The organism is Rivibacter subsaxonicus (genome assembly GCF_004217215.1).
GTDB classification, from domain to species: domain Bacteria; phylum Pseudomonadota; class Gammaproteobacteria; order Burkholderiales; family Burkholderiaceae_C; genus Rivibacter; species Rivibacter subsaxonicus.
This window is the reverse complement of record NZ_SHKP01000004.1, coordinates 855,878-870,214: the sequence shown is the minus strand read 5'-3', so window position 1 is coordinate 870,214 and position 14,337 is coordinate 855,878. Positions and strand designations below refer to the sequence as shown.

The following is a 14,337-nucleotide window of genomic DNA, read 5'->3' as shown; positions in this document are numbered from 1 at the left end:
GCGCCGCTCAGGCGTCCGGTGCGCCGCCCAGCGCCACCAGCAGATTGACCCGCTCGATGCGCTGTGCGCCCTGCACGCGCAGCATCTGCTGCTGGGTGCCGTAGAGCGCCAGCCGTTGGTTGAGCACACCGCGCAGGTCGGCGCTGCCGACGCGGTAGCGCTCCTCGCTGAGGCGCACCGCGCGTTCGTTGGCGTCGATCTGGGCCTTCAGCAGCGTCTGGCGCTCGCCGAGCGCGATGCCCGAGGACAGTGATTCCTCGACCTCGCCGAAGGCCCGCTGCGCCGTGCTCGCGTAGCGGGCCACCGCCTCGCGCTGCTCGGCATTGCGCACCTCGACCTGCTCCTTGAGCGCGCCACCGGTGAACAGCGGCGCCATCAGCGATGCGCCGGCGCTCCAGACCGGGTTGTCGCGGTCCTTGAGAATGAACAGATCACTAGAGACCGAGTTGACACCGGCCGTCAGCGACAGCCGCGGCAGCCGAGCCGCCTTGGCCTCGGTGACACGGTTGAAGGCTGCCGCCACCCGACGCTCGGCGGCGAGCACGTCGGGGCGGCGCTCTAGCAACTCCGACGGCAACCCGGCCGGAACGTCGAGCGCCAACGGTGCAAAGCGCTGCGCGGTCTGCAGTTCGGTGGCCGGATAGCGGCCGAGCAGCAGTTCGAGCGCGCGCCGCGATTGATCGATCGCGAGCCGCGCCTGCCGTTGCTGGTCGCGCGCGCCCTGCAACGCGGCCGTGCCCTGCGCGACGTCGAGTTCGTCACCGAGGCCGACGCGCTGGCGATCGGCGGCCAGTTGCAGCAGGCGTTCATGGGCCGCGACCGTCTCGCGTGCCAACTGCTCGCGCATGCGTGCCTCGGTCGCCGTGAACCAGCCACGTGCCACGGCGGCGGCGATCGACAGCCGGGCTGCCTCGAGATCGATCTCGGTGGCTGCGAACTGCTGCGACGCACTCTCGCGGCTGGCCCGTACCCGGCCCCAGAGGTCGAGTTCCCAGCTCGCGGTCAACGCCCAGCCGGTGAGCCCGGAGTTGTCGCCGCTCATCTCGCCGCCGCCACGGGCCAGCGCATTGACCTGCGGTAACAGGGCCGCGCCGGCAGCGCGCGCGTACGCTGCGGCCTGGTCGACACGTGCCACCGAGATACCGAGATCGACGTTGTACTGCAGGGCCTCGGTCACCAGTGCGTCGAGCTGTTGGTCCTGGAACAACCCGACCCAACCCGGCGCCACCGAGCCGGCAGCGGCAGGCCCGACCCAGGCCGGTGGCACCACAGCATGCGGCAGCGCCTGTTGCTGCAACTCGGCGCGGTCGGGCGGCGTCGGCAGCGCACAGCCGATCAGCAGCAACGCGAGCAACGGCGAGAACGTCGTGCGCATCAGTGCAGCTTCGGAATGACGTAGTTGAGGTTCGAGCCGACGCGCAGGATGACCTTGCGGATGATGTGAATCATCGTCACGTGCTCGGTATAGATCGCCACGTCGCCCGAAACGCCGGCGGCCAGCACCTCTTCTTCGGTGCCGTCGGCCAGGTTGAACTTGACCGTGAAGCCGCTCGGCCCCGCCTGCAGCGCCGCCGCCATCGGCATCTGGCCGGTGGCGTCGACGCGCGACTGCGCGATGCTGTAGTCCCACACCACCGAGTCGACCTTGGCCTTGAAGATTCGCCCCGGATGGGTCGGTACCGCGAACTCGGCGGCGTCGCCGGGCTTGACGGCACGCAGTTCGTTCTGGCCAAAGACCGCCAGCACCTGTCCGCTGCGCTCGACCAGCGTCATGACGTTGTTGAACGGCATCGCGGTGACGAACACGCCCGGCCGCAACTGCAGGTTGACGACCGTGCAGTCGCAGGGCGAACGGGTCACGGTCTGCTCGATCTGCCACTGGGCGAGCGCGATGTCGGACTTGATCTTGGCGACCGAGGCGACGTCGCCACCGACCACCGCCCCCAATTGGGCCTGGACCTGGGCCTGGTTGGCGACCGCCGCTGCCAACTGGCTCTCGAGTTCGCGCAGCTTGGCCTCGGCCTGCTCGAGGTCGAACTTGTTGCCGGCGCCGCTGGCTGCCAGATCGCGGTACTGCAGCACCCGCTTGCGCGCCAGATCGACGTTGGCGCGCACCGCCGCGGTGCTGCTGACCGCGCCGCGCAGCTGCTCATTGAGGCGCTTGGACTCGCCCTCGGCGTTGGCCAGTTGCGCCTTGAGCGTGTTGAGCGTCAGCTCGTAGGGCGTCGCGTCGATGCGAAACAGCATGTCGCCGCGCTTGACGGCGAAGTTGCCCTCCTCGACGCCAACCTCGACCACCCGCCCGCTGACCTGCGAGACGATCGGCACCTGGTAGCGGTAGACCCGCAGCTTGGTCGACGAGGGCGCCACCACGTTGAGCGTGAGGATGAGGACCGTCATGCCGACGATCGGGATGGTGACGACGATCACCTGCGAGGTGATGTTCCACGGCAGCAGCTTGAACTTGATGAAGATGAGCCAGACGAAGAAGGCGTAGATCGCGAGCAGGATCGCTTCCATGGCTCAGGCTCCCGTGGCCGCGTCGGCGTGGCGCGCGGACATCTGCGCGATCTGCGACCGCAGGCTCTCGAGGTCGGTCGGCAGCGCCCCCTTGGCCGCCATCATGTCGAGCTCGGCGCCGAGCTGGGCCACGTGCTCGTCGACGATCGCATCCGGTCCGAGCGCCGCACCGGCCTGACGGTAGTAGTCCTCGTGCCTGTCGGTGCCGTAGGCCGCCTTGTAGCCGACGGGCTTGGTATAGGCCCAGAGCCACGCGATCGGCCACAGCAGGCCGCCGAAGAACAGCGACAGCAGGCACAGGGTATGAATCGCGTCCTTCTGCGGGTGATGCCTCTTGGCGGCGATCTTCTCCGGCATCACATGCACGATCCAGAACAGCGCGATGAAGATCACCGGCACGATGACCAGCACCGCGACGCCGAGAAAATCGGCCATCTTCTCCTCGAGCTCGGGCGGCAACAGCGAGGCGCGTGAGACGGCCGGCCAGAGCGCCACCGCCAGCAAGCCGCAAAGTCGGGGCAGGCGCCGTGGCGCGCTCAGGCAGGGGCAATGCATCGGCTCGAAAACCTCGGGCAAGGGAGAACCGCTTCGGCGGCCCGGTCGTACTTCTGTGAGGCCAGCGTAACGCCTTTCGCCACCGCCACGGACCGCGGTTTCCCGCGGTTCAGGCAGCTCGTCAGGACAGGCGCGCTCAGTCCGGGATTCGCAGCAACTGCCCCGGATAGATCTTGTCCGGATGGCTCAGCATCGGCTTGTTGGCCTCGAAGATCTTCATGTAGGCATTGGCGTTGCCGTAGGCCTTCTTGGCCACCGCGCTCAGGGTGTCGCCCTTCTCGACCAGGTGGAAGCGCGACTCCGGGGCCGCTTCGGCCACGGTCATCATATCGTTGACCGCGGCCACGCCGGTGACGTTGCCGCAGCACAGCAGGATCTTCTCCCTGGTCGCCTGGTCGGGCGCGACGCCCGAGACGCTGACCGTGCTGGTGGCACCGTCGAAGGCGACGCTCAGGCCGTCGGCGTTGAGCATCTGGGTGCCGATGTACTTCTCGATCGCGGCGCCTGCGGCGGCGTTCAATTCGTCGATCTTGGCCTGCGCCGCGACCGGGTCGGGGGCGGCGGCCACGGCCTTGGCGGCGGCTTCGGTGTCCTTGCTACCGAACAGCTTTTCGCCGGCTTCCTTGAAGAAACTGATGAGGCTCATCGTGACTGACTCCTGTAGGTCGGTCCCGGGGGCGGGACGGCGTCGCGTACCGTAGCACGGCGACGTGACGAAATTCACGCCGACCGGGCGCCATCCCCAAGGCGCGGGCGCACCCCTCGGGCGTCCTCCTCAGTCCTCGTACTTGAGGTACTTGAAGCGCGGGTCATCGTTGGGCGTGCCCTCCAGCGGCGAGCCGTCTTCCTTGCCCGGCTGCCACATCAACACCTCGTCGATCTTGGCGGCCAGCGCGAAGTCCTTGTCGGTCACGCCCTTCGCGGCGTGGTTCACCAGCTTGACGGTAACGAAGGCGTAGCTGACCGTCAGGTCGGGGTGGTGCCAGGCCGCCTCGGCCAGGTGGCCGACGGTGTTGACCACCATCAGCGTGCTCTTCCAGCCCGCGGTCTTGTACTTGCGACGGATCCAGCCGTCCTCGTAGCGCCAGCCCGGCAACTCGGCGGCGAGGCGGGCCTCGACTTCCTCGGGGGTGTAGACGGTGTCGGGGGTCGGTTTGCGCCACTGGCTCATCGCGGTCTCCTCGGGCCGCGTCGACCGCGGCGAGGCGACTCTACGCCGTCGCACGGGGATGCGAGACTTGTCGTCATGAAGACCGGTGCCCACGAACCATGATCGCCATTGCCCTGGCGCTGCTGGCTGCGGTCCTGGTCTACCTTGCGCTGCTGACCGCCCTGTGGTTCGGGCAGGAGCGGCTGCTGTTCTACCCGGTGCCGCTCGACCCGGCGCGGGTGCTGGCGACCGAGCCCGACGTGCACGAGCGCCTGTTCGAGGTCGATGGCGCGCGGCTGTCGGCGCTCGAGTTGCGCCTGCCCGACCCCGACGGCGTGGTCTTCTTCCTGCACGGCAACGCCGGCAACCTGCAAAGCTGGTTCACCAACGCCGACTTCTACCGCCGCGCCAACTACGACCTGGTGATGCTCGACTACCGCGGCTACGGCAAGAGCAGCGGCCGCATCGAGAGCGAAGCGCAGTTGCTGTCCGATGTGCAGGCGGTATGGGCGCAGGTGGCGCCGCGCTACGAGGGTCGGCGCGTCGTGTTCTACGGCCGCTCGCTCGGCACCGCGCTCGCCGCAGCGCTGGCAGTGCAGCAACAGCCCGACCTGACGATCCTCGCCTCGCCCTACAGGAGCATGGCCGCGATGGCGCGCCAGCACTATCCATGGGTGCCGAGCGCGCTGCTGCGCTACCCCTTGTCGACCGAGGAGCACCTGGCGCGCGTGCGCGGCCCGGTGCTGCTGCTGCATGGCGATCGCGACGAACTGATCCCGCTTGCCCACAGCCAGGCCCTGCTGGAGACCGCGCCGCAGGGGCGCCTGGAGGTCGTTGCCGGCGCCGGGCACAACGACCTGCAGGACTTCGAGAGCTACCTCCAGGCGGTGCGGGCGGCATTGCCGGGCCGGCGCTAGGCCATGACCCGCTTCATCGTCTGCGGCGAAGCACCGATGCAGCGGCGTTGACCTGCGGCGACGGGCCGAACTCGGCCAGCGCTCAGGCCGCCACGATGATCGGAAACTCGGTGCGCCAGCCGCCGTCGACGCTGGTTTGCAACGGGCGCAGCAGTGCGGCCCGGTCGGCGGGGTCGGCCAGCGACCGCAGCAGGAAGTCGCGCTGGTTGCCGGGGTCGCCCTGCACGTACATCTGGGTCGTCAGCAGTTCGCGCGTGCCGAGCCGGACCTTGACGTGAATGTGCGGCGCGCGCCCGCCGTAGGCCACCGGTCGCAGCGCGTGGAAGCGGTAGCCCCCATCGGCATCGACCTGTATCGCGCCAAAGCCCTGGAAGGCCGCATCGGCGCGATTGCCATCTCCGGGATGGTGGTAGTGACCGGCAGCGTCGCATTGCCAGATCTCGACCCGGGCGCCGCGCACCGGACGCCCCTCGAGATCGCGCACCGATCCCGTCAGTTGCAAGGCCTCACCGTGGCCGTAGCGCAGCGCACCGTTGAGGAGCAGGTCGGCATCGCTGTCGGCCGGCAACTGCAGCGGGTAGAACGGACCTTCGGTCTGGCGCGGCGTCGGGCGCAGCGCGGCCTGCGCCTGCGCACCGCGCAGCAGCCAGGGCACTCCGACCAGCGCCGCCCCTGCGCTGCGCAGCAGGACGCGGCGATGGGCAGATGGCCCGTTCACAGCAGCACCGGTTCCGGCTCGAGCCGGATGCCGAAGCGCCCGTAGACGCTCTCCTGAATGGCACGCGCCAGCGTCACGACCTCGCCGCCGGTGGCGCCGCCACGGTTGACCAGCACCAGCGCCTGGCGCTCGTAGACGCCGGCGCCGCCGATCGTCTTGCCCTTCCAGCCGCAGGCGTCGATCAGCCAGCCGGCGGCCAGCTTGAACTGGCCGTCGGGCATCGGGTAATGCACGACGTGCGGGTCGCGCGCGATGATGTCCATGCACTGCGCCTCGCTGACCACCGGGTTCTTGAAGAAGCTGCCGGCGTTGCCGATCACGGCCGGGTCGGGCAGCTTGGCGCGCCGGATCGCGCAGACCCAGTCGAAGATCTGGCGCGCATCGGGATGGTGGTTGGCGGCATCCACCATCTTCTTCTGCAGATCGAGGTAGCCGAGCACCGGGATCCACGGCTTGGGCAGCCGCAGCCGCACGCGCGTGATCAGGCTCTTGCCGGCCAGGCCGCCGTCGGCCGCGGGCTGCTTGAAGACGCTGTCGCGGTAGCCGAAGTGGCAGGCATGTGCGTCGAGCGTGACGCTGCGGCCGGTGACCAGGTCGACCGCGTCGAGCGACTCGAAGCGGTCCTTCAGTTCGAGCCCGTAGGCGCCGATGTTCTGCACCGGCGCGGCGCCGACGGTGCCCGGGATCAGCGCCAGGTTCTCGAGCCCGGGCCAGCCCTGGGCCAGCGTCCAGTCCACCGCCTCGTGCCAGGTCTCGCCGGCGCCGAACTCGATGATGAAGGCATCGTCGAGTTCGGCCACCAGGCGCCGGCCCATGACCTCGACCTTGAGCACCACCTCGTGCAGGTCGTGCGTCAGCACCAGGTTGCTGCCGCCACCGAGCACGAACTTGGGTTGCAGCCCGAGTTGCGGATGGGCCAGCAACCGCCGCACGTCGGCGTCGCTGCCGATGCGCACCAGCGTGCGCGCCAGCGCCGGCAGGCCGAAGCTGTTGTAGGGCTTGAGGCTGGCCTGCGTTTCGATGCGCAGCGCGGCACCCGCGTCGGTGCTCGCGGCAAGGGTGGCGCTGGCGGGAGTAGGCTGCATGGCAGAATTTTCGCCGATCCGCATCGACGGACCCACACAAATCCGACAACAAGAGTAGCGCCATGCCCAGCTTCGACACCGTCCTCGAACCCAATCTGGTCGAGGTCAAGAACGCGGTCGACCAGACCACCAAGGAAATCGGCACCCGTTTCGACTTCAAGGGCAGCGGCGCCAAGATCGAGATCAAGGACAAGGAGATCACGCTCTACGGCGACAGCGATTTCCAGCTCGACCAGGTCAAGGACATCCTCACCGCCAAGCTGACCAAGCGCAGCGTCGATGCCCGCTTCATGGACTACAGCGCCAAGGTCGAGAAGATCGGCGGCGACAAGGTCAAGCAGAAGGTGCTGGTCAAGGCCGGCATCGAGAGCGAGGCCAGCAAGAAGATCCAGCAGCTGATCAAGGGCAGCAAGCTCAAGGTGACGGCGGCGATCCAGGGCGATGCGGTGCGCGTCACCGGCGCCAAGCGCGACGACCTGCAGGCGGCGATGGCGCTGATCCGCAGCGACATCGCCGACCTGCCGCTGAGCTTCAACAACTTCCGCGATTGACGTGAGGCCCCACGCTTGCCGCTGCGCGGCCGCGCTGGCTCTTGTCGTGCTGGGCCTGTCCGTCGGGGGCGCGGCGAGCGCCAACGAGGCGCGCGCCGACACCGGTGCCGCGCCACCACCAGCGCCGGTGCAGCGCGCGCCATCAGCCGACGGACCGCGCGTGGGCCTGAACGGCACGATGGGCCAGATGGCGCTGCTCGTCATCGATGGCGGCCAGCCGCGCGCGGTGCGGATCGGCGACGCGGTGCAAGGCATCCGCGTCGTCAGCGTCGGCTCCGGCGAGGCGGTGGTCGAGGTTGGCGGCAAGCGGCGTTCGCTGCGCGTCGGCGACGCGCCGGCAGCCGTTGGCGGTGGCGCGGGCAGCAGCGCCGCCGGCACCAAGATCGTGCTGAGCGCCGGCAGCGGCGGCCACTTCCTGAGCAGCGGCAGCATCAACGGCAAGGCCGTGCAGTTCATGGTCGACACCGGCGCCACCGTCGTCGCGCTCGGCGAGGCCGAGGCCCAGGGCCTGAGCATCGACTACAAGAAGGGCGCGCGGGTGACGATGCGCACCGCCGGCGGCGACGTTCCGGCTTGGCGCGTGACGCTGGGGAGCGTGCGCATCGGCGACGTCGAGGTCAGCAACGTCGAGGCCGTGGTGCAACCGACGCCGCTGCCCTTCGTGCTGCTCGGCAACAGCTTCCTGACGCGCTTCCAAATGCGGCGCGAGAACGATCTGCTGACGCTCGAGCGGCGCTACTGAAGAGCACCGCAGTTCCCGGCCGGCCGATGCGGGCCGGGGCGGTCCGAGCAACGCGTGCGCTTCAGCGCTGCGCGCCGCGCGCGTCCAGTGACCAAGCGCCGGCGCCGAAGGCGACGACGAACAGTAGGCCGCCGGCGATCGCGAAGTTCTTGTAGAAGTTGATGGTCTGCGCCATCACCTGCTCGGGTGGAACGGCCCAGAACTTGTGGAAGAACAGCGCGCTGGCCACGCTGAACAGGGCCAGCGCCAGCGCGACCCAGCGCGCCTTCCAGCCCACCAGCAGTGCCAGTCCACCGCCGAGCTCGACGACGATCGCGAGCACCGCGCCCAGCGCCGCCAGCGGCAGCCCGACCGAGGCGATGTAGGCCACGGTGCCGCTGAAGCCCATGATCTTGCTCAGGCCGGCCGGGATGAACAGCAGCGCGATCAACGCACGCCCCAGCAGGGGCAGGAACTTGTCCAGGGTCGAATTCATGAGCCCGTTCTCCTGCGCGCGACGTGTGGTGTTTGTGGCCCAAGGCCGGGCCCCGCGCGGCCCGGCCCCGGACGGCTCGCTTCGCGGCGAGCGCGGACGACGATAGCAGTCGGGGCTGCGATGCAGAAGCGGCAAAGCACGCAGGCAGCACGCCTGCCGGGCGCGCCAGGAACACCGGTCAACGATGATCGGCACCCCGCCTGTCACCGCTGCGACCGTGGCCTTCGCACGAGCGTGCTAAAAAGCCATGTGCGGTGAGGACGCCGCCCTGCCAGGAGAGCTTGATGGACCTGAATTTCACCCCCGAGCAGCAGGCCTTCCGCGAGGAAGTGCGTGAGTGGGTCGGCGCCAACCTGCCGAAGGAGCTATCGCACAAGGTGCACAACGCGCTGCGCCTGAACAAGGCCGATCTGCAGGGCTGGGCCAGGACGCTCGGTCGCAAGGGCTGGCATGGCTGGGCCTGGCCCAAGCAATTCGGCGGCCCGGGCTGGGACGCGATCCAGCGCCACCTGTTCGAAGAGGAATGCGCGCTGGCCGGCGCGCCGCGGATCATTCCCTTTGGCCCGGTGATGGTGGCGCCGGTGATCATGGCCTTCGGCAACCCGGAGCAGCAGAAGCGCTTCCTGCCCGGCATCATGAGCGGCGAGGTCTGGTGGAGCCAGGGCTACAGCGAGCCCGGCTCGGGCTCCGACCTGGCCAGCCTCAAGTGCCGCGCCGAGCGCAAGGGCGACTTCTACATCGTCAACGGCCAGAAGACCTGGACCACGCTCGGCCAGCATGGCGACTGGATCTTCTGCCTCGTGCGCACCAGCACCGAAGGCAAGCCGCAGACCGGCATCAGCTTCCTGCTGATCGACATGAAGAGCCCCGGCATCACGGTGCGTCCGATCATCACGATGGACGGCGAGCACGAGGTCAACGAGGTCTGGTTCGACAACGTCGAGGTGCCGGCCGACCAGCTGATCGGCGAAGAGAACAAGGGCTGGACCTACGCCAAGCACCTGCTCGCCCACGAGCGCACCAACATCGCCGACGTCAATCGCGCCAAGCGCGAGCTGGAGCGGCTCAAGCGCATCGCCAAGGCCGAGGGCGTCTACGAGGACGCGCGCTTCCGCGACCAGATCGCGCAGGTCGAGGTCGACATCGTCGCGCTCGAGATGATGGTGCTGCGCGTGCTGTCGGCCGAGCAGAGCGGCAAGCAGGCGCTCGACGTGGCGGCGCTGCTCAAGATCCGCGGCAGCGAGATCCAGCAGCGCTACAGCGAGCTGATGATGCTCGCCGCCGGCCCCTACAGCACGCCGTTCATCGAAGAGGCGATGGAAGCCGGCTGGCAGGGCGACCATGTCGGGGCCGCCTACTGCGCGCCGCTGGCCGGGACCTACTTCAACATGCGCAAGACCACGATCTACGGCGGATCGAACGAAGTTCAGAGGAACATCGTTTCGCAAGTGGTACTGGGCTGAGCCCAGAACCACGTTCTTTGCACTCCTCCCTTCCCCAGCCCCTTCCCTCCAGGCGGGAAGGGACTCCAGTCAGATTGACGACGACGGCACAAGCCGCGCAAATCGAGTGAGGCTGAGATGGACTTCGACTACACCGACGACCAGGAACAACTGCGCGACGCCGTGCGGCGCTGGGTCGACAAGGGCTACGGCTTCGAGCGCCGCATGGGCATCGCCCGCGCCGGTGGCTTCTCCAAGGAAGCCTGGGGCGAACTGGCCGAACTCGGCCTGACCGCGCTGACCATTTCGCCCGATGCGGGTGGCATGGGCTTCGGCCCGGTCGAGTCGATGGTGGTGATGGAAGAGCTGGGCCGCGGCCTCGTGCTCGAGCCCTTCGCCGCCGTCGCGCTGGTCGCGACCGACCTCCTGCAGCAGGGGCACGCCCCTTCGGCCGCGTTGTGGCTGCAGGGCATTGCCGAGGGCAAGGAGCGCGTGGTGCTGGCGCACCAGGAGCGCGCGGCGCGCTACCGCCTGAACCACGTGACGACGCGTGCCGAGAACGTCGGTGGCAACTGGGTGATCAGCGGTGCCAAGAGCGTGGTGCCGGCCGGCGCGCATGCGGGTGCCTTCATCGTGCCGGCGCGGGTCGGCGGCGCGGATGACGACGCACAGGGCATCGCCCTCTTCCTCGTCTCGCGCGGTGAGGCCGGCGTGACGCTGCGCGGCTATTCCACGCAGGACGGCGCCTGCGCCGCCGAGCTCAAGCTCGACAAGGCAGCCGGCATCGAACTGATCGGCCCGGCCGACGGCCACGCCGCGCTCGAGCGCGCGCAGGACATCGGCATCGCCGCGGCCTGCGCCGAGGCGGTCGGTGCGATGGACAAGCTGGTGGCGATCACCGTCGAGTACATGAATACGCGCAAGCAGTTCGGTGTGCCGATCTCCAGCTTCCAGGCGCTGCGCCACCGCATCGCCGACGTCAAGATGCAGCTCGAGCTGGCGCGCTCGATGAGCTTCTTCGCGACGCTCAAGCTCGGCGCGCCAGCGGCCGAACGGCGCCGTGCGCTGTCGCAGGCCAAGGTGCAGCTCGGTCAGTCGATGCGCTTCGTCGGGCAGCAGGCGATCCAGCTGCACGGCGGCATCGGCGTGACCATGGAGTACGCCGCCGGCCACTACTTCAAGCGGCTGACGATGCTCGAGATGAGCTTCGGCGACACCATGCACCACCTTGGCGAGGTCAGTGCACGGATGCAGGACACGGCCGGCGTGTTCGCCTGACCAGCCAGGCCGCGGCCGCGCTGCGCGGCCCGGCGATCGATCGCAAGCGGCGCCACGGCGCCGCTTTGCGTTGTGCTCGGCCGCGGCGAGCCGGGGCAGCATGGCAGGGCGACTTGGCTTAGCATGATCCTCAGGCTCCGGTTCGGCTGGAACCAGGGGCCTGACCCGACCTGAGGACGGCGGTCGGGGGCGCGCGGCCTGGCGGCAGGAGGGCCTCACTGGCGACCTGTTGCCGCGGCGTGGTTCCTGCTTGCCGCCAGACACCCGCGGATCCCGTGCTCCAGAGAGATGACAGCTCCCCGGTCCTCGAATCTTCGCTCGACGTCGCCGCAGCCGCTGCCTCGACGCCAGCTCGGTGCCGACCACGTCCGGACCAGCATCGACCGGGAAAGCCGCATGCTGGCCCTGTGCATCTGGGGCCTGGCCGCACTCACCTGCCTGCTGTGCCTGCTGCTGCCGCGCATGGACGGCGATGCCGCCGTCTACGCGCTGATCGCCAAGAACATGGTGCTCACGGGAGACTGGACCAACCTGTATTTCCAGGGCAAGGACTGGCTCGACAAGCCGCATCTCCCGTTCTGGCTGGTCGCCGGCTCGTTTGAGCTCTTCGGCGTCAACGAGCGCGCCTACCTGCTGCCGGGCCTGCTGTTCTACCTGCTCGGCGCCTGGGCCACCTACAGGCTGGCTCGCCACTTCTACGCGGAACGTCGCGTGGCGCTGGTGGCGACGCTGCTCTATCTGTCCTTGCTGGGGCCGCTGCTGGCGGCCAGCGACCAGAAGGCCGAGGTCTACCTGCTCGGCCTGCTGCCGAGCGCCAGTTACGCATGGCTCAAGTTCGAGCGGCGCGGCACCTTCCGCTGGGGCCTGCTGGGAGCGCTCTTCACCGCCTGCGCCCTGATGACCAAGGGCGTCTTCGTGCTGCTGCTGGTGGGCTCCGGCCTGGTGGCGCTGCTGCTCTGGCGCCGCGACTGGGCCGGGCTGTTCCACTGGAAATGGCTGGCAGCCGCGGCTGGCTGCCTGCTGTTTCTGATGCCGGAACTGGCCAGTCTGTACCTGCAGTTCGACGCCCACCCCGAGAAGCAGTTGTTCGGACGCGACCATGTCTCTGGCGTGCGCTTCTTCTTCTGGGACGGTCAGTTCGGCCGCTTCTTGAACACCGGGCCGATCCAGAACGAAAAGGGCAGCCCCTGGTTCTTCTTCCACAACCTGTTGTGGACCTTCTTCCCCTGGGTGCTGGCGTTGCTTGCTGCTGCGGCAGCGACGCTGTCGGGGCTGTCACGGCGCACCACGGCATCTTCCACGAGTGGCGACGGCCCGGCGACCACCGCCGCCGACGGCGCGCGGCCCGGGCAGGAGGCACAGGTCTTCCTGTGGACCATGTTCCTGACGAGCTTCGCCCTGTTCAGCGCCACCGCGTACCAGATGGACTACTACCTGGTCATCGCCTTTCCCTACGCCGCCATCCTGTGCGCGCGCTGGCTGGTGGTGAACGAGCGCCGCCTGCCGCGATGGTGGCTGCGACTGCATGTCGGCTTCTGCGCTTTCGTGCTGCTGCTCGTGATTGGCCTGGGCATCGCGCAGGCGACGCGCGGCGGCCTGAACCTGGTCCTGCCGCTGCTGTTCGGCCTGGGCGGGATCGCCCTGGCCACCATCCTGCGGCGCCCGGCGCCGCTGGTGCTGGCCCTGGTGCTCGGCGCGACCTCGGCGATGGCGGCGTTCGCGTTTGCCGTCCAGGTGCAGCGCGAGCTCTACCTCGGCTACAACGGCGGCCGCCAGACGGCGCTGTACCTGAACGCGCAGGCGCCGCAGCGGGTCTTCCTGGCTGCGCCCGACCTCAAGACCTTCAACTTCCTGAGCCGGCATCCGGTGACGAAGATCGACGATGGCCGCGCGCTGGCACAGGCCCTGTCCGCCGGCAACAGCCTCTACTTGGTGGCGGTCGCCGACCAGATCGACGCCCTGCTGGCTGGCGCACCGCCCTCGCTGCGCGTCGAGGCGCTGCACGACATCGAGGAACTCGACACGCCCAAGCAGTTCCTCGGCAAGGTGCTGAAGGACGACCGCGCACTGCCGCGGCGCACGATCCGCGTGCTGCGCCTGAGCACGACCTGAAGGCGACAATGCGCCGATGCGCTGGTCCCAGGTTCTGTTTTCCCAAGGCTTCGGCGCCCGTCGCGAGTGCGAGGGGCTGATCGTCTCGGGCTTCGTGCGCCACGACGGCATCGTGATCGACGACCCCGACGCCGAGGTCGCGACCGACGGCCTGGTGTTCGAGGTCGAAGGCCGTGTCTGGCCCTTTCACCAGCACGCGCTGGTGATGCTGCACAAGCCGGCCGGCTACGAGTGCTCGCAGAAGCCGGGCGCGTATCCGAGCGTGATGAGCCTGCTGCCCGTGCCGCTGCGCCTGCGCGGTGGCAAGAAGGGTGGCGCCGCCGACGGCGTGCAGCCGGTCGGACGGCTCGACGCCGACACCACCGGCCTGCTGCTGCTCACCGACGACGGCGCCCTGCTGCACAAGCTCACCTCGCCCAAGCACAAGGTGCCCAAGGTCTACGAGCTGACGGTGGCCGATCCGGTGACCGAGGTCGCCATCGACAAGCTGCTCGCCGGCGTCGTGCTCAACGACGATCCGAAGCCGGTGCGCGCCGCGGCCTGCGTGCAGACCGGCGAGCACACGCTCACGCTGACCATCACCGAAGGCAAGTACCACCAGATCAAGCGCATGCTGGGCGCGGTCGGCAACCGCGTGACCGCGCTGCATCGCAGCTCGATCGGCGCGCTGGCGCTGCCGGCCGACCTGGCGCCGGGCCAGTGGCGCTGGATCGACGCGACGCAGCGCGCGGCCCTGATCGGGCCCTGAGCCTGAACGACCCGGCGCAGCGCCCCGCAGGCCTCGCGTGCCGT

Annotated in this window: 15 protein-coding genes; 7 read left to right on the top strand and 8 right to left on the bottom strand. The window is 69.0% G+C overall.

Annotated features, from left to right (window positions below; translation table 11 throughout):
* Positions 1-7: 7 nt before the first annotated feature.
* From EV670_RS04020 to EV670_RS04000, 5 genes are all read right to left on the bottom strand, one after another.
* Positions 8-1,375: an efflux transporter outer membrane subunit gene (locus tag EV670_RS04020; protein WP_130430501.1), complete on the bottom strand. Its 1,368-nt coding sequence runs from the start codon at positions 1,373-1,375 to the stop codon at positions 8-10.
* Positions 1,375-2,520: an HlyD family secretion protein gene (locus EV670_RS04015; RefSeq protein WP_130430500.1), complete on the bottom strand. Its 1,146-nt coding sequence runs from the start codon at positions 2,518-2,520 to the stop codon at positions 1,375-1,377. Before EV670_RS04015 ends, EV670_RS04020 begins: the two co-directional genes overlap by 1 nt.
* A 3-nt stretch (positions 2,521-2,523) precedes the next feature.
* A complete protein-coding gene (locus tag EV670_RS04010) occupies positions 2,524-3,096 on the bottom strand; it encodes a DUF3302 domain-containing protein (protein ID WP_242616823.1) in 573 nt (190 codons plus the stop codon).
* 115 nt (positions 3,097-3,211) lie between these two features.
* The gene (gene lysM / locus EV670_RS04005) at positions 3,212-3,721 is read right to left on the bottom strand and encodes a peptidoglycan-binding protein LysM (RefSeq protein ID WP_130430499.1); all 510 of its coding nucleotides are present in this window, start codon (positions 3,719-3,721) and stop codon (positions 3,212-3,214) included.
* 129 nt (positions 3,722-3,850) lie between these two features.
* Complete coding sequence (locus EV670_RS04000) at positions 3,851-4,246, bottom strand: 4a-hydroxytetrahydrobiopterin dehydratase (protein WP_130430498.1); 396 nt, start codon at positions 4,244-4,246, stop codon at positions 3,851-3,853.
* A 98-nt stretch (positions 4,247-4,344) separates the two neighbouring features.
* On the opposite strand from EV670_RS04000, the gene EV670_RS03995 reads away from it, so the two are divergent.
* Positions 4,345-5,142, top strand: a complete 798-nt coding sequence (locus EV670_RS03995; protein ID WP_130430497.1) for an alpha/beta hydrolase — start codon at positions 4,345-4,347, stop codon at positions 5,140-5,142.
* An 82-nt stretch (positions 5,143-5,224) separates the two neighbouring features.
* On the opposite strand, the gene EV670_RS03990 is transcribed toward EV670_RS03995, so the two are convergent.
* A complete protein-coding gene (locus EV670_RS03990) occupies positions 5,225-5,860 on the bottom strand; it encodes a dioxygenase family protein (RefSeq protein ID WP_423213559.1) in 636 nt (211 codons plus the stop codon).
* Positions 5,857-6,945: a UDP-N-acetylmuramate dehydrogenase gene (gene murB / locus EV670_RS03985; RefSeq protein WP_130430496.1), complete on the bottom strand. Its 1,089-nt coding sequence runs from the start codon at positions 6,943-6,945 to the stop codon at positions 5,857-5,859. Before murB ends, EV670_RS03990 begins: the two co-directional genes overlap by 4 nt.
* A 62-nt stretch (positions 6,946-7,007) precedes the next feature.
* On the opposite strand from murB, the gene EV670_RS03980 reads away from it, so the two are divergent.
* Together EV670_RS03980 and EV670_RS03975 are read left to right on the top strand one after the other, a co-directional pair.
* A complete protein-coding gene (locus tag EV670_RS03980) occupies positions 7,008-7,496 on the top strand; it encodes a YajQ family cyclic di-GMP-binding protein (RefSeq protein WP_130430495.1) in 489 nt (162 codons plus the stop codon).
* A gap of 1 nt (position 7,497) precedes the next feature.
* Complete coding sequence (locus EV670_RS03975) at positions 7,498-8,238, top strand: retropepsin-like aspartic protease family protein (RefSeq protein ID WP_242616822.1); 741 nt, start codon at positions 7,498-7,500, stop codon at positions 8,236-8,238.
* Positions 8,239-8,299: 61 nt separating this feature from the next.
* On the opposite strand, the gene EV670_RS03970 is transcribed toward EV670_RS03975, so the two are convergent.
* Positions 8,300-8,713 carry a DoxX family protein gene (locus EV670_RS03970; protein WP_130430494.1) on the bottom strand — a complete coding sequence of 138 codons (414 nt, stop codon included), beginning with the start codon at positions 8,711-8,713 and terminating at the stop codon, positions 8,300-8,302.
* Between the two features lie 284 nt (positions 8,714-8,997).
* Here EV670_RS03970 and EV670_RS03965 point away from each other — a divergent pair, with 284 nt between their 5' ends.
* From EV670_RS03965 to EV670_RS03950, 4 genes are all read left to right on the top strand, one after another.
* Complete coding sequence (locus EV670_RS03965) at positions 8,998-10,176, top strand: acyl-CoA dehydrogenase family protein (RefSeq protein ID WP_130430493.1); 1,179 nt, start codon at positions 8,998-9,000, stop codon at positions 10,174-10,176.
* Between the two features lie 117 nt (positions 10,177-10,293).
* Complete coding sequence (locus tag EV670_RS03960; RefSeq protein WP_130430492.1) at positions 10,294-11,433, top strand: acyl-CoA dehydrogenase family protein; 1,140 nt, start codon at positions 10,294-10,296, stop codon at positions 11,431-11,433.
* A gap of 396 nt (positions 11,434-11,829) precedes the next feature.
* Complete coding sequence (locus tag EV670_RS03955; RefSeq protein WP_165393227.1) at positions 11,830-13,545, top strand: ArnT family glycosyltransferase; 1,716 nt, start codon at positions 11,830-11,832, stop codon at positions 13,543-13,545.
* A gap of 16 nt (positions 13,546-13,561) precedes the next feature.
* Complete coding sequence (locus tag EV670_RS03950) at positions 13,562-14,293, top strand: pseudouridine synthase (protein WP_130430490.1); 732 nt, start codon at positions 13,562-13,564, stop codon at positions 14,291-14,293.
* Positions 14,294-14,337: the final 44 nt, after the last annotated feature.

Bases quoted from the DNA above. Each gene is read 5' to 3' on its own strand.
- EV670_RS04020 (WP_130430501.1), bottom strand. From the start codon at position 1,375: ATGCGCACGACGTTCTCGCCGTTGCTCGCGTTGCTGCTGATCGGCTGT.
- EV670_RS04015 (WP_130430500.1), bottom strand. From the start codon at position 2,520: ATGGAAGCGATCCTGCTCGCGATCTACGCCTTCTTCGTCTGGCTCATC.
- lysM (WP_130430499.1), bottom strand. From the start codon at position 3,721: ATGAGCCTCATCAGTTTCTTCAAGGAAGCCGGCGAAAAGCTGTTCGGT.
- EV670_RS04000 (WP_130430498.1), bottom strand. From the start codon at position 4,246: ATGAGCCAGTGGCGCAAACCGACCCCCGACACCGTCTACACCCCCGAG.
- EV670_RS03995 (WP_130430497.1), top strand. From the start codon at position 4,345: ATGATCGCCATTGCCCTGGCGCTGCTGGCTGCGGTCCTGGTCTACCTT.
- murB (WP_130430496.1), bottom strand. From the start codon at position 6,945: ATGCAGCCTACTCCCGCCAGCGCCACCCTTGCCGCGAGCACCGACGCG.
- EV670_RS03980 (WP_130430495.1), top strand. From the start codon at position 7,008: ATGCCCAGCTTCGACACCGTCCTCGAACCCAATCTGGTCGAGGTCAAG.
- EV670_RS03970 (WP_130430494.1), bottom strand. From the start codon at position 8,713: ATGAATTCGACCCTGGACAAGTTCCTGCCCCTGCTGGGGCGTGCGTTG.
- EV670_RS03965 (WP_130430493.1), top strand. From the start codon at position 8,998: ATGGACCTGAATTTCACCCCCGAGCAGCAGGCCTTCCGCGAGGAAGTG.
- EV670_RS03960 (WP_130430492.1), top strand. From the start codon at position 10,294: ATGGACTTCGACTACACCGACGACCAGGAACAACTGCGCGACGCCGTG.
- EV670_RS03955 (WP_165393227.1), top strand. From the start codon at position 11,830: ATGCTGGCCCTGTGCATCTGGGGCCTGGCCGCACTCACCTGCCTGCTG.
- EV670_RS03950 (WP_130430490.1), top strand. From the start codon at position 13,562: ATGCGCTGGTCCCAGGTTCTGTTTTCCCAAGGCTTCGGCGCCCGTCGC.